Annotated in this window: 19 protein-coding genes and 2 pseudogenes; 9 read left to right on the forward strand and 12 right to left on the reverse strand. The window is 70.9% G+C overall.

Annotated elements, in window-relative coordinates:
• Positions 1–101 precede the first annotated feature (101 nt).
• The 5 genes from ACZ6IM_RS37645 to ACZ6IM_RS37665 form a co-directional block, all read right to left on the reverse strand.
• Positions 102–1,628 carry a prenyltransferase/squalene oxidase repeat-containing protein gene (locus ACZ6IM_RS37645; RefSeq protein WP_469563136.1) on the reverse strand — a complete coding sequence of 509 codons (1,527 nt, stop codon included), beginning with the start codon at positions 1,626–1,628 and terminating at the stop codon, positions 102–104.
• 159 nt (positions 1,629–1,787) lie between these two features.
• Entirely contained in the window at positions 1,788–2,747 is a 960-nt protein-coding gene (locus ACZ6IM_RS37650) for a terpene synthase family protein (protein ID WP_469563139.1), read from the reverse strand.
• A 235-nt stretch (positions 2,748–2,982) separates the two neighbouring features.
• Entirely contained in the window at positions 2,983–4,911 is a 1,929-nt protein-coding gene (locus ACZ6IM_RS37655) for a pentapeptide repeat-containing protein (RefSeq protein WP_469563141.1), read from the reverse strand.
• 13 nt (positions 4,912–4,924) lie between these two features.
• Positions 4,925–6,307, reverse strand: coding sequence for an esterase/lipase family protein (locus tag ACZ6IM_RS37660; protein ID WP_469563143.1), 1,383 nt, complete (start codon positions 6,305–6,307; stop codon positions 4,925–4,927).
• Positions 6,304–10,821, reverse strand: coding sequence for a peptidase C14 caspase catalytic subunit p20 (locus ACZ6IM_RS37665; protein ID WP_469563145.1), 4,518 nt, complete (start codon positions 10,819–10,821; stop codon positions 6,304–6,306). The genes ACZ6IM_RS37660 and ACZ6IM_RS37665 overlap by 4 nt, the downstream gene beginning before the upstream one ends.
• Positions 10,822–10,880: 59 nt before the next feature.
• Between ACZ6IM_RS37665 and ACZ6IM_RS37670 the strand changes: the two genes are divergently transcribed.
• On the forward strand, positions 10,881–11,870 hold the full coding sequence (locus ACZ6IM_RS37670) for a hypothetical protein (protein ID WP_052842700.1): 990 nt from the start codon (positions 10,881–10,883) through the stop codon (positions 11,868–11,870).
• A gap of 292 nt (positions 11,871–12,162) precedes the next feature.
• Here ACZ6IM_RS37670 and ACZ6IM_RS37675 read toward each other — a convergent pair whose 3' ends face one another.
• Together ACZ6IM_RS37675 and ACZ6IM_RS37680 are read right to left on the reverse strand one after the other, a co-directional pair.
• Positions 12,163–12,420, reverse strand: a complete 258-nt coding sequence (locus ACZ6IM_RS37675) for an SDR family NAD(P)-dependent oxidoreductase (RefSeq protein ID WP_469563148.1) — start codon at positions 12,418–12,420, stop codon at positions 12,163–12,165.
• Positions 12,417–12,719 (reverse strand): hypothetical protein, encoded by a 303-nt coding sequence (locus tag ACZ6IM_RS37680; protein WP_343234804.1) that lies wholly within the window; start codon positions 12,717–12,719, stop codon positions 12,417–12,419. The genes ACZ6IM_RS37675 and ACZ6IM_RS37680 overlap by 4 nt, the downstream gene beginning before the upstream one ends.
• 110 nt (positions 12,720–12,829) lie before the next feature.
• Here ACZ6IM_RS37680 and ACZ6IM_RS37685 point away from each other — a divergent pair, with 110 nt between their 5' ends.
• Entirely contained in the window at positions 12,830–13,687 is an 858-nt protein-coding gene (locus ACZ6IM_RS37685; protein ID WP_052842697.1) for a LysR family transcriptional regulator, read from the forward strand.
• Positions 13,688–13,821: 134 nt separating this feature from the next.
• Here ACZ6IM_RS37685 and ACZ6IM_RS37690 read toward each other — a convergent pair whose 3' ends face one another.
• Positions 13,822–14,385, reverse strand: coding sequence for a GNAT family N-acetyltransferase (locus ACZ6IM_RS37690; protein WP_121714551.1), 564 nt, complete (start codon positions 14,383–14,385; stop codon positions 13,822–13,824).
• A gap of 312 nt (positions 14,386–14,697) precedes the next feature.
• Between ACZ6IM_RS37690 and ACZ6IM_RS37695 the strand changes: the two genes are divergently transcribed.
• Positions 14,698–15,588 carry a class I SAM-dependent methyltransferase gene (locus tag ACZ6IM_RS37695; protein WP_469563153.1) on the forward strand — a complete coding sequence of 297 codons (891 nt, stop codon included), beginning with the start codon at positions 14,698–14,700 and terminating at the stop codon, positions 15,586–15,588.
• Positions 15,589–15,939: 351 nt separating this feature from the next.
• On the opposite strand, the gene ACZ6IM_RS37700 is transcribed toward ACZ6IM_RS37695, so the two are convergent.
• Positions 15,940–16,512, reverse strand: coding sequence for a TetR/AcrR family transcriptional regulator C-terminal domain-containing protein (locus tag ACZ6IM_RS37700; RefSeq protein WP_469563172.1), 573 nt, complete (start codon positions 16,510–16,512; stop codon positions 15,940–15,942).
• A gap of 79 nt (positions 16,513–16,591) precedes the next feature.
• Between ACZ6IM_RS37700 and ACZ6IM_RS37705 the strand changes: the two genes are divergently transcribed.
• Positions 16,592–17,842 carry an FAD-dependent monooxygenase gene (locus ACZ6IM_RS37705; protein WP_052842693.1) on the forward strand — a complete coding sequence of 417 codons (1,251 nt, stop codon included), beginning with the start codon at positions 16,592–16,594 and terminating at the stop codon, positions 17,840–17,842.
• Positions 17,843–18,202: 360 nt separating this feature from the next.
• Here ACZ6IM_RS37705 and ACZ6IM_RS37710 read toward each other — a convergent pair whose 3' ends face one another.
• Positions 18,203–18,589 carry a nuclear transport factor 2 family protein gene (locus tag ACZ6IM_RS37710; RefSeq protein WP_030552413.1) on the reverse strand — a complete coding sequence of 129 codons (387 nt, stop codon included), beginning with the start codon at positions 18,587–18,589 and terminating at the stop codon, positions 18,203–18,205.
• Between the two features lie 429 nt (positions 18,590–19,018).
• The gene (locus tag ACZ6IM_RS37715; protein ID WP_469563157.1) at positions 19,019–20,755 is read right to left on the reverse strand and encodes a PP2C family protein-serine/threonine phosphatase; all 1,737 of its coding nucleotides are present in this window, start codon (positions 20,753–20,755) and stop codon (positions 19,019–19,021) included.
• Positions 20,756–20,809: 54 nt separating this feature from the next.
• On the opposite strand from ACZ6IM_RS37715, the gene ACZ6IM_RS37720 reads away from it, so the two are divergent.
• Positions 20,810–20,950: a hypothetical protein gene (locus ACZ6IM_RS37720; RefSeq protein ID WP_469563178.1), complete on the forward strand. Its 141-nt coding sequence runs from the start codon at positions 20,810–20,812 to the stop codon at positions 20,948–20,950.
• Complete coding sequence (locus tag ACZ6IM_RS37725; protein ID WP_469563158.1) at positions 20,947–21,456, forward strand: GNAT family N-acetyltransferase; 510 nt, start codon at positions 20,947–20,949, stop codon at positions 21,454–21,456. The genes ACZ6IM_RS37720 and ACZ6IM_RS37725 overlap by 4 nt, the downstream gene beginning before the upstream one ends.
• 215 nt (positions 21,457–21,671) lie before the next feature.
• Here ACZ6IM_RS37725 and ACZ6IM_RS37730 read toward each other — a convergent pair.
• Positions 21,672–21,815, reverse strand: a pseudogene (locus tag ACZ6IM_RS37730) (sensor histidine kinase); the annotation flags it as partial.
• Positions 21,816–21,914: 99 nt separating this feature from the next.
• Between ACZ6IM_RS37730 and ACZ6IM_RS37735 the strand changes: the two are divergent.
• From ACZ6IM_RS37735 to ACZ6IM_RS37745, 3 genes and pseudogenes are all read left to right on the forward strand, one after another.
• Entirely contained in the window at positions 21,915–22,643 is a 729-nt protein-coding gene (locus ACZ6IM_RS37735) for a FadR/GntR family transcriptional regulator (RefSeq protein WP_469563161.1), read from the forward strand.
• Positions 22,640–23,911 (forward strand): MFS transporter, encoded by a 1,272-nt coding sequence (locus ACZ6IM_RS37740; RefSeq protein WP_052842688.1) that lies wholly within the window; start codon positions 22,640–22,642, stop codon positions 23,909–23,911. The genes ACZ6IM_RS37735 and ACZ6IM_RS37740 overlap by 4 nt, the downstream gene beginning before the upstream one ends.
• Before the next feature lie 295 nt (positions 23,912–24,206).
• Positions 24,207–24,605: pseudogene (locus ACZ6IM_RS37745) on the forward strand (transposase); the annotation flags it as partial.
• Positions 24,606–24,676 lie beyond the last annotated feature (71 nt).

The raw sequence follows: 24,676 nt of genomic DNA on the forward strand, positions 1-24,676 counted from the left end.
GAGTGGGGCACAGAGGTCAGTCGGGGGCCAGTCGGTGCCCGCCGCACATCCCGCGCCCAGGCATCCGTGCCCGGGCGGGGGAGCCGGTTCGCAGGGCGGTCTCAGGGGGCTGTCCTCTGGGAGAGTTGCGCGTTGCCGCGCCGGCGGCCTGGCACGGCAACGCGTGATGGCCGGATACGAGGGGTGAGGTGGCCGAGGGCGAGAAGAGTGAACGCGTCGGTCAGTACGGGGACGTGATACGGGAAGGGACGCGGGCCGAGCATGTCGGGAATGGAGATGACGCTGCCGTCGGGACGCTGCTGCGTGAGCAGGTAGCCGGTGGCGTGCGCGGCGGGAGCAGGGTCGCGCTGTCCGGCCAGGATGATCAGGGCGTATGCGGTGCTGATGGCATCGCTTGAGGCGCCGTCTCTCTGTCCGAAGCCGCCGTCCGCGTTCTGTGTGCTCTGTACCAGGCCGGCGATCCGACCGCTCATGTGCTGCACCGCCGGAGAGATCGGCGAGTGGTGGGTGGCGAGGTAGGCCCTGAAGAGGGTGTGCAGGCGACTGCTGCTCCAGCCGGGCGGAAAGGAGCCGTCAGGCGTCTGACGGTCGGCGAGGAAGCGCAGGGCAGGCTGAATGAGGTGACGGTGGCGGACTCGGGTGCTGAGCGCGTTGATCGCGGCGGCGGTCATGCACGCCTCGGAGGGAGTGCCCGCTCCGTAGGTGGGGAATCCGCCGTCGGCGCCGCGGACCGCGACCAGTGCGTCCAGGGCACGGTCGATCGGGTCGCGGTAGGCGACCGGGTCCAGCTGATGCAAGAACTCGACTGCGACGGTGGTGCAGTCCGTGTCGGGGAGCTGGGCGTGGTCGGTGTACGACCAGCCGCCGTTCGCGTGCTGAACATGTACAAGGTGTTGGGCGATGCGGTGCGTCACCTCACGTGGCGCGTCGGCACTGCTCAGCGCGAGCCCCACGAGGACGGTGCTCCAAGTGTCGGTGTCCGTGACGAAGGGCAGGCCGCCGTCCTCCCGCTGATGCCTGAGGGCAGTGTTGAGGCCGGCGTCGACGACGCTCTCCATACCGGGGACGTCCACCAGGGCATGGAGGACCGACAGGTGAATGAGGAGGTTTCCCTCCCACACCCTTCCCGGACGTTGGGTGGACGCCAGCCGGGTGACATCGTCCCAGCCGGCCCGGCGTCTGCCTGCCACCCGGCCCAGGATCGCGTTCACCGCGGCGGTCTGTACCGCGGCCCAGGGGTGCAGCGCCCTCACATCGACAGCGTGGGGAGCGATGTCGCCCGGGTCGGCCTGGTCGACAGCCACGCCCAGCATGGTGAAGATGGCCTGCGCCAGGGCTCGTTTGCGTGATCCGGTGAAGTCCGGTACCCGGCTGACAATGGCATCCAGGGTCTGGCGGCGCGCCGGCTGTCTGGTGACCCGGCCCAGGGCAGCGGCGGCTACGGTCGTATCAATGAGGTCTTCGCCGTTCTGATGGCGCTCCAGGTAGCTCACGATGCGAGCGCGCGCGTCGTGGTGGGCAGATCCACACCGGTCCATCAGCGCCAGGGCGAGCGCGGATTCGAGGACGCGGCTGCGGCACGCGTCGCGCACGGCACCGTCCGCACCCACCCGGTTCAGCACGTGCACCAGAAGACGTCCGCGTCCGGCAGGCAGCGCTGCCGGGAAGTAGGACGACAGCCAGACCGGGCGGAACTGCTTGGCGGCAGGGGGTCTCATCGGTGGGGCAGTCCTTGGAGGGCACGGGAGGGGCGGTGGGGCGTGGATCGGCAGGGAGAACGAGGGCAGTCACACCGGTCGGGTCGCCCAGCGGGCATCGAAGCGATGAGTGACGCCAAGCCAGTGCAGCGTCGCGGTCACGAAGGACCCGAGGGCCGCCACGTAACGCCGTACTCCCTCTCGCTCGGTCCCGGGAAGGGGCATCGCCGTCAGCGCGGCTGCCAGGGTGTGGAAATCCCTGACACGGTCGTCGCGCATTGCCGCGGCCTGTTCGCGTGCCGAGGACAGGGAGCAGCCGCGCTCTCGGCTCAGCACGGTCACCAGGTTGTCGCGGTCCTCCCGCAGGTCATCCTCGGCCGAGGCCAGGTCATTGCTCCAGCCGGCCACATCGGCCACGGCCCGCCGCAGGTCCCTCATGAGGTCCTCGCCCATGGGCGGACCGGGCCAGGGCGCGCCGGCGGTGCACTCCAGGATGTCTGCCAGAGGCAGGGCGGTGATGGTCCTGCGACGCCGCAGCACGTAGTCGCTGAGCCCCATCGGGACCCGGTCGGTGCGACCGGCGGCCTCTTCCCGCATGGCCAGGGCGAAGTCGCGGTAGTCGGCGACGAACCGCTCCCGCCACTGAGTGGACATCCGCGGAGCTGTACGCCGCCACAAATCGTCCAGGGCCTGCTCAAGCCCGCTGACGAATCCGGCAGGACGGCCGGTGATCACGTTCAGCAGCCGGTCGAACAGCGACGTGACCGCTTCCGGCCGGATGTCGACCAGGCTGCGGTCGAACCGGTCGTCGACCAGGCAGATGAATGCCGCCCACTGCGCCGTCAGTTCCAGATCGGCGTCGCTACCCTCCGGCACCGTCAGCTCAGCGAGCTTTCCCAGCCGCATGGCAAGCAGACGCTCTTCTTCGAAAGCATCAACCACCAGGCTCGCGTCCCGCGCCCATGCCAGCACCGCAGCGCCGGCCTTCTCGGCCCGGACCTCACTCAGCAGGCCGGCACTGACGACGCCGGCACCAGTCTTCCCCCGCATTCGACTCAGCCCAGTCCCGGTACCGCATCGGCATGGACCGCCGGGGCAGTGGCGATCACCCTGCGACGTCGCATGAGCAAGCCTTCCGTTGGACGGCTGCCAGGATTGCCCATGGCACCCCCGGCATCGGGTGAACGAACGTTTTCGCAGCCGAAGTTCACCTGAAGGCGTGAGGTGTGGGTCGCATGCGGTGATCGCACGCTGGTCCGCCGCGACGGTGTGCGCGGGGGGTGCGTCAGCGCTTCACGCGGCTGCGTACGGCGAGGACGGCGAGACCGAGGAGGGCCGGTTCGACGAGGCGGGCGGTCATCTCGACGTATGTCCCGGTGGTGGTCAGGTCTTGTCCGGAGGCCCGGAAGATCACCGAGTTGGCCACCACTCTCAGGGACTTCTCGAAGCGGTCGGCCGACAGGCGCTTTGTGTAGGGGCCTTCCGGGTTGGCGGGCGTCGGTTTCCTGGTGGTGAGGGTGATGCGCCGGCCGTCGGTGTTGCCGGTACTGACAGGGTCGGGGTCGGCTTGCGGCAGGCCCCACAGCATCATCGTCAGGACGGTGGCCGTCATCGCCAGGACCAGCCACGCCAGGGCACGCGTGGCGCGCAGGCCGTATCCGGACAGGGCCCAGTACAGCCCCAGCAGTGTCCGTTCGCCGCGGGATGTTGTGGTGTCGTGGCGGCGCATCTCCATTTCGCCGTAGTAGAAGTCGGCTGCGCCCGGCTCGTTGCGGCTGTCCTCGAGTGCTTTGCGGAGCTGGCGGTAGACCGGCGCGAGCGTGGCGGGTTCCTGGGGGTCGGTGTCCGGTGGCGCGGGTGTCCAGCCGCGCCAGTGGTGTTCTTCGGCGAGGGTTTGGCGGCGCATCCAGCGCAGTCCGTCGGGTGGTTGGGGCAGGCGGCAGCGGCCTTCGAGGCGCAACTGGTCGAGGTGGACCGTTCCCACGAAGAGGCAGTCGGTGAGGTCGGTGTCGGCCAGTACGAGGTGCGCGGCGTCCACGCCCTTGACGGAGGTGATCCGCACGGGGAGGCCGTTGAGCAGCTTGGGTTCGGCGATCACCTCGCCGTGCGGGGAGACGAACGGACGCCGCCGGTCGGCGACGGTCACGGGGAATTCCGTCACGGCGTCGCTCAGGTCCACCGCGGCGTGCCGCAACCGCAGCGCGGCGGTGGACGCCCACCGTGTCTGCCGGCAGCGGACCTCCAGCGCGGCGGCCTCCAGCGTCAGCGCGGTCTCGAACACGGCGTGGGAGAAGTCCACCGTTCCCGGGCAGACCAGCGGGCCGATCCGGGCGGTGCGCCGGAACACCGCCCGACGGAAATCCACGCCGGCCTTCAGCCGGGCCCCGGTGAACGTCAGGTCACCGCCGATCGCTGCTCCTTCGAATGTGGCTTCGGCGGCGAAGTATGCTTCGGCGAACGGCATGTCCCCGCCGATGTCCGCCCCGTTGAAGCAGGCCCTGCTCCGGTGGAAATGCGTACCGTCGAAGCAGGCGCGGCCGGCGATCCGGGCCGCCTCGAAGTCGGCGCTCTCCTCGAAGACCGCACCGTCGAAGGCGGCCTCTCCGTCGATGACCGCCCCGTTGAAGGATGCGATGCCGCGAACCCGGACTCCGGAGAAGTAGGCGGCCCCGCAGCTCACGCCTCTGAACATCGCGGTGCCGCGGACTTCGCGGACGCAGAACCGGAGTGTGCCCGTGATCCGGGCCTGGTAGAACCAGGCGTCACCGCCCACGTCGGTGTCGTCGAACCACACGTCTTTGGCGACCTGGGCCGCGGCGAGGCGGAAGTCGCCTGCGGTACGCACTTCGCGGACGTACAGGCCCCCGTCGAAGACGGCCGAGGCGAAGGAGCAGGAGCCGTCGAAGTCGATGTCCTCGAGTTCGGCGTCCCCGGTGAACCGCGTCTCGTCGAAGGCGGCCTTCCCCGCCCGCGCCCGCCCGCTCGTCGGGTCTCTGAGGGGTGCGAGGAGTGCGTCGAGCAGGCTCTGGGTGAAGGGGGTGCCGCGGTGGTCGAGGTCGGCGCCGGGGGCCAGTGAGTCCAGGTGGGCGGCCCGTTCGGTGCTGTCCAGGTGTGCCAGGCAGGCCGTGTACGGGGCCACCCGGCGTCCCCGGCAGTGTTCCCCGGCGTCCAGGTGTCCGCACTGCGGCCAGGCGGGGGTGTCGGTCGCGGTCATCCCAGCTCCCGTCTCATACCGCCAGGACCGTCACGTCTGTGCGGTCGCGTCCCTTGGGCCGGTCGACCAGTGCCTCGACGACCCAGCGTCCGGGGGCGGCCTCCAGTTCCGCGCGGTAGCGGTCGGTCTCGTACGGGCGGAAGACGAGGGGCTGTCTGCCGGGGCGGCCCGAACGCCACATGAAGGTCCGCAGGTTGCGCCGCAGCAGGTCGTGCCCCAGGACTTCGATCACGAACGGGCGGCCGGCGGCGACGGGGTCCCGGGGCAGGTGCAGCGCGATGCCCTCCTCACCGGCGAGTGTGCCGCCGGGCGGGCGTCCCGCGCGGATCGCGAGCATCGCGTCCCGCAGTGCCGGGCCGCCGGCCAGGTCCGTGTTGCGCACGCCGGTCCACAGCATGGGGGCCGTGCCGGTCCAGCCCGCGACGGCCGACGGGCGCGGTACGGTCCCGTCGCCGGGCCCGGGCAGGCTGCCGGTGATCCGCGCCCCGTCGCCGGAGAGTACGAGCGCTTCGGGGCTCGGGAAGCCGACGCCGGCGAGGCAGTGCACGGTGTAGGGGAGGGGGCCGGCGCGCCGGTGCTCGTCGCATGCCGAGCGGAACTCCTCCTGGAAGGCCAGCGCCCGGCGGACGGCGTCGCCCGGCAGTCCGGGGACCGGGTAGCGGCTGTCGGTGATCCGCCGCTCGCGGGTCTTTCCCTCAACCCGCACGGCGGGGTATCCCACCGGCAGCATCTCGGCGACCGCCGGCACGTTGACCGCCCAGTCGCGCAGTGTCTCGTTCAGCCGTGCGGCCACGTCCGTTCCGGGGCCCGCGGCAGCGGGGACCGCGTGGCCGGCCAGCAGCCGGGCGGCCTGGACCAGCCCCTGCTGAGGGGTGCCGAGGGTGACCAGGGTCCGGGCGGTCTCCCGGCCGCCCTCGCACTCCAGGTAGTGCCGCCCGATCAGACCGCCCGTCGCATGACAGACCAGAATGACGCGCGGATCGTCGGGCCGGTCCGGGTAGTACGCGTCGGCCTCGGTACGCCACCGGTCGAGTTCCCGCGCCACCCGCGTCTTCAACTGCCGGGCCACCAGCCGGTTCGACAGCCGCCAGTCGTAGGTGAACGGCACGAACTGCGCGTCGGGCGGGTCGCCGAGGGCGGTACGGATATCGGGATAGCCCATGCAGGACAGCAGCCCGGGCACGGAGTCCGGGACCTGCAGCAGTGTGTCGGCGTCGAGGCGGAAGGGGGCCTCGGGCGGCTCATCCCCCAGCCCAGGGGGGAGGGACACCTCGGTCAGTGCCGCGGCCGCCGAGCCGATCAGCTGCTCACCGCACCGCGCCCAGACGTCCCGGCCGTCCCGGCACAGCCGTGTGCCCAGGAACCCCGGCACGAAGACCACCAGATCGTGTCTCATGCACCCTCTCCCCGTCTCCCGGTGCCGAAGAACGCATGCGGCAGCCGGATCAGATCGCAACGGTCCTCTCCCTGCAACGCCACCACCACACCCTCCGGGTCCTGCGCGGTACGGACGGCGTGCACGCCGTACCCGCGCGGTGCGATCCCCGGCCCGTCCAGCCATTGCCGGGACCAGAGGTCCCATGCGCGGGACACCGTCTCCGGCATGCACAGCAGCAGAACCGGCCGCTCCACGGGACCGGCGAACACCAAAGACCTCACGTCGGGGAAGTCCCCCGGCAGCCGCTCCGGAGGGTGGATGCTCTCGTCGCCGGAGCAGTCCTTGACGTACACGCTGCCGTGGTCCGCCCAGGCCAGCACGGGAATCGAAGCGTCGTCCTCGTCGTCGTACAGCTCCCCGAGGGCGAGGCAGGAGGGGCCGGCCGGGAGCAGGACGCGCTGCTCGACGCCCTGCGCGCCCTCGGTCCAGACCCGCAGCTGGTCACTGAGGTCGGCGGCCATCCAGTGCGTACCGTCCCGCAGGACCCGCGTGTCGATGCCGCAGAACCCGCGGTCGGCCCGGATCTCGCGCACCGTGATGCCGGCGGACGAGACGTCGGCGGGCACCTGGTGGCGTACCAGCCGCCGGCCGTCGGCCACGCTCAGCCGCAGTGTGCCGGCGTCGGGTCCGGTGACCAGGCTCAGCGCGCGGGCGGGCTGGCCGGCGTCCCCGCCCAGCGGGATGTCCTGATGGGTGATGAGTGCCAGGCCGTCGTCCAGACGCCACAGCCGTACGCTACGGCCGGCCGCGGCGGCCACCGTCCAGCCGTCCGCCGCCCGCACGGCGGCCACCGCCGTCACCGTGTGCCCGTCGTGGGCGAGCTCGGTAGCAGCGAGGGAGGCAGGATCCCCCTGTCGCGGCCGGGAGACCCTGATCCGGTCGTGCCAGGCCCGGCACAGCAACGGCGGACCGTCCGGCACGCCGGCCAGGGCGAGGACCGGACGCTCGTTGCTCGGCCGTCGCTGGATGCCGTAGCCGGCCTCCAGCGCGGGCACCACGTCCACCACCCGGATGTACGGGCCGTCGGCGACCGCGAGCAGTCCCTGGCCGCCCGGATCGAACGCCATGGCGCCGTCCCTGGGGGCGTCCAGAGCGAGCGTGGCCTCACGCCCGGGCCGCCCGGCGGACCAGATCCGGACGGCCACCTCCTCGTATCCGGCGAGCAGCAGCTCATCGCCGCACCGTCCGAAGGCCAGGCCGCGCGCGTCGGACGGGTAGGCGGCCACCTCCGTCACGACCGGTTCGGGGCCGGGCCCGGCCTCGCACCGCCAGAGGTACACAGCGGTCCCGTCGGCCACGGCAAGGAACCCCAGCCGGGACGAGAGGGCGAACGCCGCGGCGGCCATCGCGGGCGCGGCCAGCGTCACGCCGGGAGCGGTCCGGCAGGCGCGCAGACCGTCGATCCCGTTGCGGGTGCGGTCCACCTCGAACAGCTCCACCCGCTCGGCACCCGCGGTCAGGACGAACATCCGCCCGTCCAGGGTGAGGGCCGAGAGCTGCCGCACATCAGCCGTACGGACCTCCTTCAGCCGGGTGTCCAGGTGCGTGCCGCCCTGCCAGGACCACACCCACACCCGGTCCCCGTCGGCGGCCAGGGCCACGCCCTGCCCCTCCACCTCGGCCACCGACAGGGCGCGCACACTGCCGCCCCACCGGTACTCCCGGTCCGGCGTCCGGGCACCCGCCCGCCAGAAGTACACGGCCTGATCGTCCCGGGCGACGGTGACCCAGCGGGCTCCCGCGGCCACCTCCCGCACCTCGCTCAGCGGGCGCCCACGCTCCCCGCCGGCCCGGGGCAGCCGGCGGGTCAGCAGCCGGGCGCCCGACTCGGGGTGCAGGACGTGGATCTCGCCCCGGCCACCGGCGGTCAGGGTGTCCGCGTAGGCCGGCCCCGCCGCCCCGGTCCCGGCACGCCAGCTCAGCGCCCGCGCACCGCCCGAGGGTGCCGCACGCCGCCATTCCGGGGGAGCCGGCGGGACATCGCTCCAGTACTCCTGCCAGGGCAGGAAGCCGCCGTCGCGGCGCAGCGCCCGGTAGGTCGCCTCGCGGTGGCTGATGAAGGCGGTGGCGCTGAGCAGCGCCTTGCGCTCCAGCAGGACCGATGCCGGCAGCGGGCCGGACGCGCGGGGAAACGAGCCCGCGACCCTGCCGTACAGCGCGGCGCCGTCGCAGTCCCGGGCCAGGCCCGCCGCGAGCGGCAGCATGACATCGGGGTTCGTACGCAGCAGGAAGTCCACATCCTCGAACAGCTCCCGCAGCGCGTCCGGCCCCACCTGGGCAGCGTGCGCGCCCAGGTACTCGAGGGTGTACTCGTCGCCTTCGCTCCAGCCGCGACGGGCGCGGGCACGGGTGCGCAGCGCGTCGAGCACCCTGCGGTGTGCCTCCCAGGAGGTCAGCCCGGCGTCGGAGAGGAAGAACTCGCCGTAACTGGGATGGGCCAGCTGATGACGGACCCGCCCGGCCGCCTGCCGCGAGCCGTCCTTCTGGGTGGCGACGATGCCGCCGTCCGCGCTCCGGCAGACCTGCCCCAGGTCCTCCAGCGTCAGCTCCGGGGAACCGGCCTCGCGCAGCGCGTTGGCGAGCGTCAGCCACGCCTCGTCCGGCGGCAGCCCGGGGCCCTGGACCACCGCCAGCGCCCGCAGCGCCTCGTGGGCCCGCCGCGCGCCCGGCTGCTCGCTCAGATGGCGCGTCTCCTCCGCCAGACGGGCGCGCAGGTCCACGCCGCCGTCCCGCAGCCACGCCAGCAGCTCTGCCTCGGCGGCGACCGTGGCCCGCCGGGCAAGCCCCTCCGCGGCCAGCCGGGCCACCAGGAACGAGCCGTGACTGCGTGCCGCGACGGTCTGCGCCGTCCAGTCGCGGTCCTCCTGCCGCGCATCCCCCCGGTACGGGGACTGCGCGGTGTCCAGCACGGACAGCACCATGCCGGCGATACTCGCGCGCGCCTCCTCGTCGTCCCCCAGGACCACGGGTTCGATACTGAGATCCAGGGTGTCCAGGAGCGACTCCTCCCCGGCGGGCGCGGTGGCACGCCGGCGGGGCTGCGACCGGGTACCGACGACCACCCGGACACCGGGCGTGTTCGCCAGGGGGCTCAGGACGTGCCGGGCGATCGCGTGCGCCTGGTCGGGGAGGGCCTCGTCGAGCGCGTCGAAGAGCAGGTTCACCGACCCCGCCCGCCCGACCAGCTCCTCGAACGCGGCGGTGAACTTCTCCGACGTCACCGGCTCCTCCGGCAGCGGCGGCGCCCCGTCGATGTCCGCCAGCACCTCGCGCAGATGCGCGGCCAGCGAATGGGCCGACTGGCCCCGGCAGCTCAGCGCCGCGTGAATGCTTCCCGCCCGGGGCAGCGCCGCCGGGCTCAGGTCCGGGCCGAGGGCCTCCCGCCAGCTGGGCAGGGAGGTGAGGGCCAGCCGGCCGAGCAGCGTGGTCTTCCCCGTGCCCGCCAGACCCGTCACCGCCAGCAGCCCCTTGGGATGGGTGTCCATCCAGCGCACGATCCGGCTCAGCGCTTCCCACCGGCCCGCGAAGTGGCGGCCGAGATGGCTGTTCTCCTCGAGAACGAACTGCTCCGCCTCGATCCAGGGCTTCCGCCGCGTCAGCACGGCCGGCGTGTACACCGGCCGGTCGGACTGATGGTAGTGCGGGTTGTCGAGGAAGTTGTTGGGAAGCGCCCTCACCTCCCGGCAGTCCGGCCGCTGCGCGGGTTCGTCCAGACCGTCGTCGGCGGCCCGCGCGTCCACGGCACGGCACAGATACGGCAGCGGCAGATACAGCGCGGACGGCTCGAACGGGCGGGCCTGGTCGTCCGCCACGAAGTCCGGCTTCGCCAGGGCTTCCTCCAGCCACGTCACCCAGCGGCCCGCCGGCACCTGTGCGTCCGCACCCGAGGTGCCGATGACGGCGAAGCCCTTCCGCCGGTTCTGCCGCGCCCGGACCACCGCGAAGTCCCGCTCCAGCTCCACGGCGTGCCGCACCGCCTCGCCCAGGGAGTTGTAGCTCTGCGAGGAACAGGCATCGATGATCAGCAGGGTGTCCGTCTCGTGCTCCGGCCGCAGCAGGAACCCCACCAGCTCGAGCAGGGAGACGGCCCGGGTGGGGTCGAACTCGCCCGACTGCCATGAGTCGGCGCAGGCGAGGAAGTAGCCCTCGTCGCCGCGCTGGACGCCGTGCCCCGTCCAGTAGAGGATCTTCCGCTGGGCGCCGTCGGACAGGAACTCCTCCAGCCCGGCCCACAGCTGCCGCCGGGTCGCCCCGCCCCGGTCGGCCCGGAGGGTCTTGCCGAACCCCAGTCTCTCCCGCACCGTCTGCGTGAAACGGTCACGGACCTCGGCCAGCTGCGGCCGGCCCAGCCTCTGCCGCTCCGCCGCGTCCGGATGGAGATACTCCGCCACGGCCACCGTGCCCACCAGGGAAGAAGAACGCCGCTCGGCCTTCAGCAACGTCAGCCGGCTGTCCGTGCCGCTTCGTACCATGAGATCGACAGCACCCCCCGAAAGTGTCCACCACAGCCTATTTACCAGTGGAGTTGACGATGCGAGACCGATTTACCGTGGTTGGCCGGGCGACAGGCTGTCATCTCTTCGAAGGAGACGGCACCCGGCCCGTCGACGAGGAGAACATCCACGTCAAATACACCCCCAAACGTGTGCAGTTCCCCGAGGAGATCGCCGCCTGGCGGCGCTCCATCGAAACGGAGGAGGAACGCAAGGAAGCCGGCGGGCTGCCGCACCGCTGGAACAACGCGCGCTTCGCGGTCGAGCGGGTCGTGGTCACCCGTACCCATCTGGCCGAGGACCCCGTCGTCTCCCTCACCCTGCGGGACGCCGACTACTTCGACTTCCTCACCACCTCGCTCAACCTCGACCGGCGCCAGAAGAACGGCCTCACCCTGCGCCAGCAGTACCTGGAAGGCAGCGACCCGGCCGACGCTCCCTCCTGGATGAACTGCAGCTTCGGCATCAACGTGGCCCTGGAAACCGGCAAGGACGGCAAGATGCTGTTCTCCCGGCGCAGCGCCCAGGTCGCCGGGCCCAACAGCGCACGGTGGAACTCCTCGGCCAACGAGGGCCTGGCCCAGCAGCACGACCTGCCCCGGGACGGCAGCCCGGTCAGCCTGCACGCGGTGGCGCGCCGTGCCCTCTTCGAGGAACTCGCCGTGCACGACGGCGACAACACCCAAGTGGAACTGCTCGGATTCGGGCTCGACGTGGTCAACCACCAGTGGGCCGCGTTCTTCCGCGCGGTGACGCCCGAGCTCGACGAGGCGACCCTGCGCCTGCGCTGGACACGTGGCGTCACCGACAAGTGGGAGCACGACCGGTTCGAGTTCGTGGACGCCCGCCCGGAGTCGGTGCTCGGTTTCATCGCGGACGAGCCGGAGGAGCGGTGGACCCCCTGCGCCCCGGCCCTCTTCTACCTCGCCCTGGTGCGCGGCGCCGTCGAGCGCGCCGGCGGCAACCCGGCCGCCCGGTTCGACGTGGAGCGGGCCGAGCAGCGGGTCATGGCGGAACGCGGTCTGTGACTCGGAGTCGCGATCATCAACCACCGTACGCGCCTCGTTGCCGGGACGGCACGCGGTCGGCCACTCCTCGATGAAGCGGCACGGATCTTCGGTCGCCTCGACCGGCAACGTACGCAGACCCGAGCCCGGCCCCGCCGAGGGTCCGGGCTCGGGCGACGACCGCCGCGTCCGCGGGGTTCCCAGTCGGTGCCGGCGGTCAATTCGCTGAGCAGCTTGTTCGCCGATTCGGAGGCAAACCGGCGCTGGAGCTCGGCGCGGCGATCTGCTTCTTGAACTGGCCTTCGTAGCCGGTCTACCCGGCGTTGTGCATGGTGTCGGTGATCCACGTCGCGAACGCCTGCACGGAGTGCTCATCGCCGATGTCGACGGCCACGGCCTCTTGCCGGCCGCCCTCGTCCGTGATCAGGCCCACGGTCCGGCGGGCGCTGTCCTCGTCCAGGTCGAGCACGGCGACCGCGGCCCCGCGCCGGGCGAACGCGAGCGCAGTGGCGCGCCCGATTCCGCTGCCCGCGCCGGTGACGAGACCGGCCTTGCCGGCGTAACTGCTCACGCCAGCGGCTCGTGGTTGACCCAGACCGCCTTGTACGGGTGGCGGCTCTGCCAGCGCCTGATCAGGTCGACGGCCCCGGGCATGGTGAAGGTCGCGTTCAGGGCGTCGAGATCGGCCAGGCGCAACTGCAGGACGGCGCTGGCGACGGCCACCGGGGCGTGATCGTCGCCCGCGACGCGGATGTGGTGCCGGGCCGCGAACGACTCGACCAGACCGGACTCCGTGACGAGCTCCTCGAACTCACTGAGGTACTGGTCCAGCTCACTCGCGGGAATCGGATTGTCGAACGCTACGATCATCGTGTGGTGAATCATGCCTTCAGAGAACAGGCATTTTCCGTTCCTGTCCAAGACCCGTCGGTTCTCGTTCCATGCCTGACAGGAATGGAACGGACGGTAGTCTTCCCGGTATGCCCGAGCTGGAGACCCGCGAGCTGGAGTACTTCGTCGCCGTGGCCGAGGAGCTGCACTTCGGCCGCGCCGCGACCCGTCTGACGGTCGCGCAGCCGGCCCTGTCCAAAGCGATCCGGCGCCTGGAGTCCCGGCTCGGAGTGAAGCTTCTGCAGCGCTCCAGCAGACACGTGGCCCTCACCCCCGCGGGCACGGCACTCCTGCACCATGGACGGCACGCGCTCAACGCCGTCAGTGCGGCTGCGGAGAAGGCACGCCGGGCCGGCGACCAGGAGTCCCATCTGCGCCTGGTGATCAAGCCCGGCGGTGACGCGAACCTCCTGTCCGGCATCCTGGCCGCCTACGCCGGCCGCCCCGACGCCCGCCAGGTGGACATCCTCTTCGGCGGGGCCACCGACCGCGCCGACCACGTCCGCGACGGCCGCGCCGATGTCGCCCTGCTGTACGCGCCGTTCGACGACATGAGCGGCCTGGACCACGAAATCCTGACGGTCGAAGGCCGTGTCGCGATCCTGCCGCCGGACCACCGGCTCGCCTCCCACTCGGAGGTCACTCTCGCCGACCTCGCCCGGGAAACCCTGCCCCGCTGGAAGGGCGTGCGCTGGACCGGAGTACCCGAGGCAGGGCAGGGACCCGAGGTCACGGACGCAGCCGAGGTCCTGGACATGATCAGACTGGGACGCACCGTCGCGGTCCTGCCCCGTTCGCTCGCCCAGCCCATGCGCCCCGACCTCGTCTACCGTCCCGTCACCGACGCCCCGCACAGCGAACTCGTCCTCGCGTGGTCGAGGGACGACCGACGCACCATGGTCGCCTCCTTCGTCGCCGCTGCCGTAGGCGCCACGCGGATCACGTGAGGGTGCGGAAGGTATGCCGTCGGGCGGGTCGTGCCGGCAGCAGCGGAGCTGTCCGGTCCCGCAGCGGTCAGCCCGACCTCAGCGGGTCGCGCTGGGCGACGCATCGGCTCCGCTGTCAGCCGCCTGCTGACGACTCAGGAACAAGGCATGCTCATGTAGAGGGCCTGTTCGCCCGATGAGGGCGTGTCCGCGTAGAGCGTCGTGTCCAGTCCACAGAAGGCGAATCCCATCCGCCGATAGGCGTGGATCGCAGGCGCGTTGAGGTTGGTGACTTCCAGCCAGATGTGCCCGGCACCGCGCTCACGGGCGAACTCGGCGGCATGGCCGACCAGGGCACGGCCGACGCCCTGCCCCCGGTAGAGCGGAGCGATCTCGATGTCATCGATGGCCAACCGCCTGTTCCACGGAACGTAGGAGACAGCGGCGAAGCCCGCCAGACAACCGTCGGTGCCGACGGCAACGAAGGTGCGGCTGTTCGGATCCGCCTCGGCCGCGGAGCGGTTGCCGTCGTCGCTGTTCTCCGGTGGGAAGACTTTGTGGATGGGCGGGTCCACCGGGAGCTCCCGGAGAGCGAACCCGTCCTCGGTGATGGCCACGTGGAAGATGGTGCGGGTGGTGAAGGATCCGTCGAGTGCCTCGATGGCCTCGGTGTCCTCAGGCCGGGCAGTGCGGAACTCCATGTCGTCAACGGTCGCCATGGCATGAACCTATTGCCTACTCGGACGGTCAGTGCGCAGAGAGTTCAACGTCTGCTTCACCGCTCGTGTGATCGGGGCCGGCTCGGGATCTTGCACGAGTCCACGGGACTGCGGTTCGTCAAGCCGGGGGAGATTGATCAGCTGGATGCGGTGCTGAGCCGCGTCCGGATCTGAAGCAATGCCGGTCCAGCAGCGTCAGTGGGGCAGCGAAGTAGTCGTATATGGCGGTGGGGAGGCGGAGCGGTCGTGCGGTGCGTACTCCGTCCTTCAGGGGATCGGCTCACCATGTGCGTCGGTGTCTAGGCTGGGGCGGTGACTGATGAGCGGGAGCGGGTGCAGCCATGGGGAGTGTGGGCCACGGGGGTGGGGGTGGCCAGGGTGCGGGCGCTGGAGAGCGAGCGGGAGGACGCGCTGTTCCGGGACCCGCTGGCACAGGCCTTCGCCACCGCCGGCGGCCTGTGGCCCTCCTCGCCGCCGCCCGGTGACGAGGCCGCGCGACGCCGCAGGCTGGCCGTGTCGTTCTCCGTCGTCATCAGAACCAGGTTCCTCGACGACCTGTTGCAGCGGGCCTGCGCGTCCGGGGTCCGGCAGGTCGTGCTGCTCGGCGCCGGCATGGACAGCCGGGCCTTCCGGATGGACTGGCCCGAGGGCACCCGGCTCTTCGAGGTCGACACCGCCGCCCCACTGGACTTCAAGGCCGCGGTGCTGCGCCAGGAGCGGGCCGTCCCGCGCTGTGAGCGGGTCACCGTCGCGGTGGATCTGCGGGAGGACTGGCCAGGCGCGCTGGCCGCCGCAGGGCACGATCCGGCGGTGCCGACCGTGTGGATCGCCGAAGGGCTGCTGGTCTATCTGCCCGAGGACGCGGTGGAGTTGCTGCTGGCCCGGATCAGCGCGCAGTCGGCGCCAGGCAGTCGGATGGGGCTGACATTGGGCCCTCGTGGTGTGATCGAGCGCTTCGGCGCGGACGCCGTGCCGGGATCGGCGGCGTCCATGTGGGTCTCGGAGATGCCCGACGATCCGGTGGGCTGGCTGGCCGGGCACGGCTGGGAGGCCGGCAGCTACACCCTGCGCGAGCGCGCTGCCGCCTACGGCCGCCCGGTCAGTAGTACGCCCGAGCGAGAGGAGCGGCCCGGCGGACTGATCTCGGCCGTCCGCCGGTGGAGCGCCCCTCCTGGTCCCCATCGAGGACGAAGGAGCTCATAACGCTGCTCTCGTCTACGGCGCGCTCCTGGATGCGGAATCCTGGCCGTCGTGGACCTCCTTCTACGAGGTCGAGTGGGAGTTGCCCGCGGGGGTCGAGCGGCCGGCACGGTTTGTGATCTCCGCAGCATCCGTTCTCCCCTCGGACGGGTGTGGTGCCGCGAGTGCGCATCGTCGAGATGGTCCCGACCAGCAGTCCAGCTACGAACGGGCCGCCGGGTTGTTCGCTTCTCACCGGGGGTCTGTGGATCTGGCCCGAGCACCCCAAGGCGGCACCGACATCACCTGGTCAGCGACCTGCCGCCTCCACATCTGCTCAGTGGGTTTTCCCGCCCACAGGGCGCCTGGTCGGGGTCAGTCGGCTCCCTGCGCCCCGGTGCGGTGTGCCAGGCCGTCCAGGATGAGGGCCAGGCCCGCCTCGAAGGCCGACTCGTGATCGATCGCCGGCATGTCGGCCGGCAGACCCGCGCTGTCACCGGGGCCGGTGTCTGCCTGTTCCTCCAGGACGCTGCCGACGGTGAAGCGGCCGGCGGCCAGCATGGCCATCTGCGCGTCCCGCTCGGGCACGCCGGAGGTGACGAGGAAGTCCATCTTGCGGCGGATCCGGTCGAAGTCGCCGGTGGGGGTGCTGCCGGCATGGAGCCGTGCGCCGTCCCGGCGCATCAGCAGGGTGCGCCTGAAGCTGCGCGTGTTCTCCGCGAACCAGTCGCGCCAGTCGTCGCCGGGCGCCGGCAGGGGCGCGGTCGCATGGGGTTCCATCGCTGCCTCGGCCATGGCGGCGAAGAGGTCCTTCTTGGTGCGGAAGTGCCAGTAGAGCGAGGGCTGCTCCACGTTCAGCCGTTTCGCCAGCTTTCTCGTGCTGACTGCGTCCAGCCCGACCTCGTCGAGCAGGCCGAGCGCCTCAGCGACGACGGCCTCGCGGTTCATCTTGGTCACGTTGACAATCTATCGCTGATAGATGACTCTGGGAAGGAATCTTTCACTGATAGATTTTGGAGTGGTGGGCATGACGAAAGGGTCGGGCAAGCAGTCGCTGCGGGTCCTTGTCGCCGGTGGCGGAATCGCGGGGCAGGCCCTGGCCTTCTGGCTCACCCGGGGCGGCCACCGGGTGACCGTTGTCGAACGCTTTCCCGCGCTGCGGGCCGCCGGGGCCCAGGTCGACCTGCGGGGACAGGGCATCGAGGCCGTCAAGCGCATGGGGCTGCTCGACGCCGTCCGGGACAAGCTCGTGGACGAGGCGGGTGTCGCCTTCGTCGACGCACGCGGCAAGGCCCGGGCGACGATCATGGCCAACACCTCGGGGAAGGGCCGACAGACGCTCACGTCCGAGTACGAGATCATGCGCGGGGACCTGGTCCGCATCCTGCACGACGCCGCCAAGGACGACACCGAGTACGTCTTCGGCGTGCGCGTGGACGGTTTCGACCAGGACGAACACAAGGTCGTCGCGCACTTCTCCGACGGATCCTCCGGCGACTACGACCTGCTGGTCGGCGCCGACGGGCAGGGATCACGCATTCGGCAGGCGATCATCCCGCAGGACTCCGACCCGTACTGGCGCGTCGGCATCCACATGGCCTACTGGTTCGTCCCGCGCATCGCCTCCGACAGCAACATCCGGGACACCTACATGATTCCGGGCGGCCGTCAGATCATGCGCCGCAGCCACAACCCGGACGAGACCCAGGCGTACTTCGTCCTCCGGGAAGAATCTGAGGAAGCCTCGGCGATCCACCGGGCGCCCGTCGAGCGCCAGCAGGAGTTCTGGGCGAGCAGGTTCCATGACGCCGGATGGCAGACCGACCGCTTCATCGAGGGCATGAAGACCAGCCCGTTCTTCTACTCACAGGAGGTCGTCCAGGTCCGCACCGACACCTGGTCCCAGGGCCGCGTGGTCCTGGCCGGCGACGCCGCCCACTGCGCCTCCCCCTACAGCGGCATGGGAGTCTCCGGCGGCCTGGTCGGCGCCCACGTCCTCGCCGGCGAGATCAACCGCCACCCTGGCGACCTGCCGACCGCGCTGGCGAACTACGACCGTGTGCTGCGCCCCTTCGTCAACGAGATCCAGGGCGAAGTCAACCCGCGCCTGCTGCGCCTTGCCATCCCGATGACCCAGCGTGCGATCGACGCCTTCCGGGCCACCGCCGCACTCGCCTGCTTCCTGCACGTCCCCGACCTCGCCGCGCGCCTTGCGAAGGAAGACCGCGGCGGCAACTGGCAACTCCCCGAGAACCCGGCACCGACCAGCACCGTCTGAAGACGATCGTGCAGTTCGCACCGAGGGCCACCATCACCACGCCCGGTCAGCGGTGCGAACTCCGGCAGGACGAAGGCCGGCACGGCTCAGTCGAGGTCCTGTCGGGGTTGTGGACACCCCCGGCAGTTGCCGTACTTCTCCGGCAATGGGACCCACTGGGTTCCCGTCTGGAACTTGCGGGCGATCGCGTCGAACGCCCGCCACAGCCGTCGAACGCACGTCACAGCCACCGCGCATCATCGGTCCGCTCGTTGCCGAGTGCGGACGAACCGAAGCGCTGTGAAGAGGAACTCGGCTGGGCGGACCCGGCGCCCCGAACGCGGCCGGTTCAAGGGAAGGACGGCGACGGAGGAGAGTGACTCAGGAGGCGGACGGCTCGATCTCCCCCGCGAAGACGATGACTTGGTCGATGAGGCTCCGCCGCAGATGGACGACGTCCGTTCCCGCCAGGCGGGGGCCTCCATCCGGCGTCGTGAAGACCCACTGGTACCGGGCCCACTCGTCCGGCATGTCCACCGCCGAACAGCGCACCATCGTGCCGGTACCCGCGGGGTGGCGCCGGATGTCCAGCACGAACCGTTCGACCGCCTCGATCCCCTCACTGCGACCCAACGGTCCCCAGAAGACCACGTCCGAGGTGAGGGCCTGGGAGAGCAGCGCAGTCACATAGCTGTCGTCCGAGGCGTTGAACGCGGAGATGAACGTGTCGATCGCGGACCGCGCGGTCTCTTCCTGCTCTTCCTGCATGCACCAGTAATACCAGCCGCTTCGCGGACCGCGCTCGTCCCATGAGCCGTCTCCCGACCACGGTGAACCGTCCCGGTCACAGCACCAGACGCACTCACCGCCGCCGCTGCGCGTGCAGGGCGGAATCGTCGGCATCACCAGAACCCCGGCAGTACCGCAAGGACTTGGCGCGCGCCGCCATCAGCCTGCTCCTCCCGGTGCGCCCCGACCTGGACACGGCCACGCGCCGGCCTTCCTCCTCGGCGAACCGGCGCGCGGACACGCGGACGCCGCGTTCCGCTCACGCTCACCGGCGGGGCAGTGCGAGGCCTGTACCGCGCGCAGTTCTCACGCGCCCTGGAAGGCGTTCGAAGCCTCCGTCCACGGGCCCCGGAGCTTCGGCAGTCTCCCTTCAGCCCCTCGCCAGTCTCCCGGCACAGGTCGGGCGGGTCATGCGGGAGCGGGTGTGCGCAGCGCGATCATGGCGACGTCGTCATCGTTGTCGTGGGGGCGGACCTGGTCCAGCAGCAGGTCGCAGAAGGAGTTGAGAGGGCGGTGGACGAGGGAGGCGGCATGCCGGCGCAGCCGGTCGAGCCCGTCATCGATGGAGTGGTGCGGGGATTCGACCAGCCCGTCGGTGTAGAGCACGAGCGTGGCGTGCGGTGGCAGGACGGTGACGGCATCGGGGCGAGGTCTGGTGACTCCGGTGCCGAGGAGTATGCCGTGGGCCTCGTCGAGGTAGCGGGACTGACCGTCGTGGGTGATGAGCAGAGGCGGCGGGTGGCCGGCGTTCGTCCAGCGTAGGCGCCACAGAGCGTCATTCCCGAGGGTGAGCCTGGCGAGGATCATGGTGACCATGGGTACCTCGGCTATGTGCATCACGGCATCGTCGAGCCGGGTGACGACGGCGCTGGGTGCGGCCTCGGGGTGGGACCAGGCGAAGGCGCGCAGCATGTTGCGGACCTGAGCCATGCCGGCTGCGGCGTCGAGATCGTGTCCGACGACATCGCCGATGGCCAGTGCGTGGGCGTGGGCGTGGGCGGCCAACGCGAAGGCGTCGTACCAGTCACCGCCCACGGCTGAGGCGTCGGGGGCGGGTACGTACCGTGCGGTCATCTCCAGCCCTGGCAGGACGGGCAGTTGGGGCAGCAGGTGGCGTTGCATGGTCTCGGCGACTTTGCGCTGGCGCTGGTAGAGACGTGCGTTGTCCAGCGCCAGGCCCGCCCGGCGCGTGAGGTCTTCCAGCAGTGGTAGGTCGGCAGGAGTGAACGCGTCGTGGCGCTGGGCGCGGCCCAGGGTCACTGCGCCCAGTACGTCGCGCAGACCGCGAATGGGTGAGATGACGGCGGAGTGCATACCTGTCGCGGTGAACAGGCGCTGCTGTTCGACCGCGATGCCGGAGTCGGGCGGACCCTGGTAGGTGGCGGGACCGGCGAGGGAGGAGGCGGCTCCGCGCAGGGCCCGTGACAGGGGCATCGGCGACTCCGCCGGTACCGGAGGCATCGGGCCCTGCAGGTCGTCGCGTTCGACGAGAATGCCGTCCTTGTGTTCCATCACGAGAGCGCGTCGCACTTCGTCACGTTCGGTGAGCAGGTCGAACACGGCCCAGTCCGCGAGCCGGGGCACGGTCAGGGCCGCCAGTCGGCGCAGCGCCTCGTCCACATCGAGAGTGGACGTGAGCTGTGTGGTCGTCTCGGCCAGCAGTGCCAAGCGGTCCAGTTCCGTCAGCGGCGCGGAGTGCCCGCCATCGCTGTGGCGTGCGTCCGGCCGCTCCGCCTCGTACAGCAGCGTCAGCGCACCTGCCCCGCTCGGGTCAGGTGCGTAGGGAGTGACCAGCCAGGACAGGCGGACCAGAGTGCCGTCCCCTCGTGCGAACCACTCGGCGTCGCCATGCCTGGTGTCGCCCGTGAGGAGCGCCTTCCTGATCTCGCAGCGCGTGCGCGGAACCGAATGTCCGTATCTGTCTCGGTGCAGCAGGTCGTGGAAGTCCTGACCAACGAGTCCTGAGGCTTCCCTGCCCAGCAGGCTTTGGGCCGCGCTGTTGACCGCGACGATGAGGCCGTCGTCATCGACCGCGATGGCGGCCCCTCGCAGGTTTCCCAGCGTTCCGTCGAGCAGGGCGCCGGAACGCGCCTGATGCCCGGACAGGGGATCACTTTCCCTGCTGGGAGCGGCGACGTCGTCCATGTCCCTCCTCCGTTCAAGCCCGAATCAACCCGAGTACCCCAACCGGATTCCGGCATGCGCCACCCCGCCGAGAAGGCGATCGAGGCATTCGCGCGCGCCGACGGTGCCGATCCCCGCCTGGCCGTCCTGGTCCGGGCCGGTGCCCGCTTCGAACGCGGCATACTCGTCGAACGTCCCGACCAGGAGGCAGCGTGAAGCCCGAAGTCATTCGCACCGACCGGCTGACCCTGCTGCCCTTGCGGGTCGAGCACGCCGACGAGATGGCTGTCGTGCTGTCCGATCCCGGCCTGTACGCCATCATCGGCGGCGCTCCGGACACCGCCCAGGCCCTGCGCGCCCGCTACGAACGCTGGGTGGCCGGCTCGCCCGACCCCGCCGAATCCTGGTGCAATTGGGTGATCCGCCTCCGCGACGAAACCTGTCTGACCGGCACGGTCCAGGCTACGGTCACCACCGACGACCGCGGAGCCGCCGCGGAGATCGCCTGGGTGGTGGGAACCCCCTGGCAACGGCGCGGCATCGCCACCGAAGCAGCCCGTGGCCTCGTCACCTGGCTCAGGAGGCACCACTCGGTACACACCGTCGTCGCCCACATCCACCCCGACCACAAGGCCTCTGCCGCCGTCGCCACCGCAGCCGGACTCATTCCCACCGATCAATGGCACGACGGCGAGACCAGGTGGCAGCTGACGATCAGCTGATCGCGCGCTCCCGGGGTTCCGGCGCAGACCATGAAGCACCTCGTCTTCGCGGCCGGACCGTTCCGGCGGCCGCGTCGCCCTGGGCTACGTCGTCCTCGGTGGGCAGCAGCGGTCCGCACGGCAGGCGCGAGAGGGTCGTATTGCCGGAGCCGTTCTCCCGGCGCCGCACATGCAGGGAGACGTTGCTCAGGCTGGCTTCACCCGGCCGGGGACGTGGTCGAGTCCAGCTCCCTGCTCGCCTTCCGGCCGGCTTCCTGGAACGCGAGCAGGACCTCTGGCATCTGCTCGCCGCAGCGCCGGGCCACGTGGGCGACGACCTCGGACCGCACCTTGATGACCGAGATCTGGTGGGTAAGCGAGTGCCCGCGCCGCGGTGGGCTCGCGGCAGCGATCTCAGTGTCCGCTCGCGGCAAGACGCATGATGTTCAAACGTCTGATGTTTGTGTAGAGTCGTTCCCATGAAACGGATCAACGCACCGCGACGGACCGCCAGCCTGTCCGCGCAGCTCGTGGACAGCCTCCGCTCGCACATCGAGTCGGGGGGCTGGCCGGTAGGGACGCGGATCCCTCCGGAGCAGACGCTCATCGAGGAGCTCGGCGTCGGGCGCAGCACGCTGCGGGAGGCCATCGGCGCTCTGGTGCACCTGGGCCTCCTGGAGCCCCGGGCCGGGGACGGGACCTATGTCCGTTCCTCGAGCGAGCTTCAGTCGGTCATGGTGCGGCGGGCGAGTTCCGCGCGGCGGGACAAGGTGCTGGAGCTGCGGACCGTGCTGGAGGAGTACGCCTCGGGAGCCGCGGCGCTGCGCCGCAGCGAGGAGCAGCTGAGGGAGCTGAGGGAACTGCTGGCCGACGCGGACGCGGCAAGCGCCGGCGAGGACACGGCAGCGGCCACGACCGTCGATGCGCTCTTCCACCGGGCCGTGGTCCGGGCGAGCGGAAACGACCTGTTGATCGAGGTCTACGACTACCTCGGTACGGCGCTCACCTCGTCCCTGGGCGGCCTCACCTGGGACGCCGCCCACGCCCAGGAGCACGCCGACCTGCATCGCCGGCTCGTCGCCGCGATCGAGGCCCGGGACGCGGGTGACGCCCGCGAGGCGGCAGCGGCGATCGTCCAGCTCACCCGCGACCACCAGAGCGATGCGCCACGAGCAAGCGACGCATCACCAGCAAGGGAGAACCAGTGAGTGCTCAGCCGTCGTCGACGTCCCGCCGTTACTCCGGACCCTGGCCGACGGCCGTCGGGCGTACCGAGCCCGCGGGACCCGCCGTGTCCGTCGGGCTCGTCGTCGCGATCTGTCTCGTGGCGGCGAACCTGCGCACGACTCTCACCGGTGTCGGCACACTGCTGCCGGAGATCGAGCGCGGCAGCGGTCTGACATCGAGCTGGGGCGGGCTGCTGAGCACCCTCCCGCTGCTGACCTTCGCCGCGACCTCGCCGCTGGTCGCCCGGGCCTCCCACCGATGGGGCAGCGCGCGTCTGCTGGTGGCATCGCTCGGTGTGCTGGCCGTGGGAACGGTGGTCCGTTCCCTTCCCTCCGTGATCTGTCTGTTCACCGGAACAGTGATCCTTTCGGCGGCCATCGCCTTCGGCAACGTGCTGCTGCCCGCACTGATCCGACGCAGCGTGCCCACCCACCGTATCCAGAGTGTCAGCGCCCTCTACGTGACCGTCATGGGCCTCATGGCAGCGGTCTCCTCCGGGATCTCCGCGCCGCTGGCCCATACCGTGCCGGGTTCCTGGCACACCGCACTGGCCTGGGGCGTCGCCTTCACCGTCGCGGCGTTCCTCGCCTGGCTGCCCCGGATGCGGGGTGACAAGCCACAGTCGACGGCCGGCGGGACGCACAGCCCGGTTCCCTGGCGGTCGCGGCTCGCCTGGCAGGTCACCTTCTTCATGGGGCTGCAGTCCCTGGCCTTCTACACCGCCGTCGCATGGCTGCCCAGCATCCTGATCGACCGCGGCACGAGCAGCACCACGGCCGGCTGGATGCTGTTCTACTACCAGGTGGTGTCCCTGGCGGCCAGCAGCCTCCTGCCCCTGCTCACCCGGGGGCGGCACGACCAGCGCTGGACCGCTGCCGGGGCCTCGGTCCTGGTGGCGGGTGGCTTCACCGTCCTGGTCGCCGCGCCCGCGCTGTCCGTCGTGGCGTGCACCTTGCTCGGACTCGGAGGCGGCGCGAGCCTCGTCCTGGCGCTGACCTTCCAGAGCCAGCGCGCCGGCAGCTCCGGAGAAGCCGCCGCGCTGGCGGGCATGGCGCAGTCCATCGGCTACCTCGTGGCGGCGGCCGGCCCCCTCCTCCTCGGCATCCTGCACGACACCACGCACAGCTGGACCCTTCCGCTCACGGTCCTGGCCGTCCTCGGTATCGCCACAGCCTTCGCGGGCCACGGTGCGGGACGGGATCGCCACATAACAGCCCCGGACAAGGCCGTTGGACGCAACGGCGGGTGATCACGCAGACGGCCTGGCCGTCCCTGTACGCGGCCGCCAACCCGCAAGTTCCATCGAGCCGGTTCATCGCCCGCGCGGGACGCGACCAGGACTCCGGCACCCCAAGCCCGCCCAAGCTTCCCATCGGCGTCGACGCCCCGGCGGAGGGCAGGCGGCTGTGGGTTTCGAGTGAACAGCTACCCAGTTCAAGCTACTCAGTTCAGCAGTGGTCGGAGGCACCCTCGTCTCCTCACATCGGGAGGGAGCTACGCGGCGGCTGAGTCCGTGGCCACCGAAGCGGGGTGGCCGCCGGGCCGTCTCGGTCGACTCCACGATCGTGCGGGCGCATCAGCACTCGGCCAGAGCCCGCAGAAAGGGGCTCCGGCCGGCGAACCCGGCGACCACGCCATCGGCCGCTCCGGCGGCGGACTGACCACAAAGATCCACCTCGCCGCCGATGTCGCTGCCGCCCCGGCCTCGCACCAGGCCGGACCTGGTCCTGGCCGACAAGGCGTACTCCTCCCGCGCGGTCCGCGAGAACCTGCGCAAGCGCGGCATCCGGGCCGTGAACCCCGTCCCCGCGGACCAGCGCAGGCAGCGGCTCCGTCGGGGCAGCCGAGGCGGCAGACCGCCGGTCTTCGACCGTGAGACCTAGAAGCAGCGCAGCACCGTCGAGTGGTGCATCAACCGCCTCAAGGTGCGACACGAAGTCGCACACGTTAAGTGGGAAAGCCACGAAGGAAGGAGACATGTGCTGACCCCGGATTAGTGTCCGTAATCCGTTCC

Source organism: Streptomyces sp. NPDC042336 (assembly GCF_055581985.1).

What these genes read in the sequence shown, in the direction of transcription:
- ACZ6IM_RS37670 (WP_052842700.1), top strand. Translation starts at nt 10,881, where the DNA reads ATGCGAGACCGATTTACCGTGGTTGGCCGGGCGACAGGCTGTCATCTC.
- ACZ6IM_RS37700 (WP_469563172.1), bottom strand. Translation starts at nt 16,512, where the DNA reads ATGAACCGCGAGGCCGTCGTCGCTGAGGCGCTCGGCCTGCTCGACGAG.
- ACZ6IM_RS37665 (WP_469563145.1), bottom strand. Translation starts at nt 10,821, where the DNA reads ATGGTACGAAGCGGCACGGACAGCCGGCTGACGTTGCTGAAGGCCGAG.
- ACZ6IM_RS37680 (WP_343234804.1), bottom strand. Translation starts at nt 12,719, where the DNA reads ATGATCGTAGCGTTCGACAATCCGATTCCCGCGAGTGAGCTGGACCAG.
- ACZ6IM_RS37655 (WP_469563141.1), bottom strand. Translation starts at nt 4,911, where the DNA reads ATGACCGCGACCGACACCCCCGCCTGGCCGCAGTGCGGACACCTGGAC.
- ACZ6IM_RS37720 (WP_469563178.1), top strand. Translation starts at nt 20,810, where the DNA reads ATGCGCCACCCCGCCGAGAAGGCGATCGAGGCATTCGCGCGCGCCGAC.
- ACZ6IM_RS37690 (WP_121714551.1), bottom strand. Translation starts at nt 14,385, where the DNA reads ATGGCGACCGTTGACGACATGGAGTTCCGCACTGCCCGGCCTGAGGAC.
- ACZ6IM_RS37660 (WP_469563143.1), bottom strand. Translation starts at nt 6,307, where the DNA reads ATGAGACACGATCTGGTGGTCTTCGTGCCGGGGTTCCTGGGCACACGG.
- ACZ6IM_RS37685 (WP_052842697.1), top strand. Translation starts at nt 12,830, where the DNA reads ATGCCCGAGCTGGAGACCCGCGAGCTGGAGTACTTCGTCGCCGTGGCC.
- ACZ6IM_RS37715 (WP_469563157.1), bottom strand. Translation starts at nt 20,755, where the DNA reads ATGGACGACGTCGCCGCTCCCAGCAGGGAAAGTGATCCCCTGTCCGGG.
- ACZ6IM_RS37735 (WP_469563161.1), top strand. Translation starts at nt 21,915, where the DNA reads ATGAAACGGATCAACGCACCGCGACGGACCGCCAGCCTGTCCGCGCAG.
- ACZ6IM_RS37710 (WP_030552413.1), bottom strand. Translation starts at nt 18,589, where the DNA reads ATGCAGGAAGAGCAGGAAGAGACCGCGCGGTCCGCGATCGACACGTTC.
- ACZ6IM_RS37650 (WP_469563139.1), bottom strand. Translation starts at nt 2,747, where the DNA reads ATGCGGGGGAAGACTGGTGCCGGCGTCGTCAGTGCCGGCCTGCTGAGT.
- ACZ6IM_RS37705 (WP_052842693.1), top strand. Translation starts at nt 16,592, where the DNA reads ATGACGAAAGGGTCGGGCAAGCAGTCGCTGCGGGTCCTTGTCGCCGGT.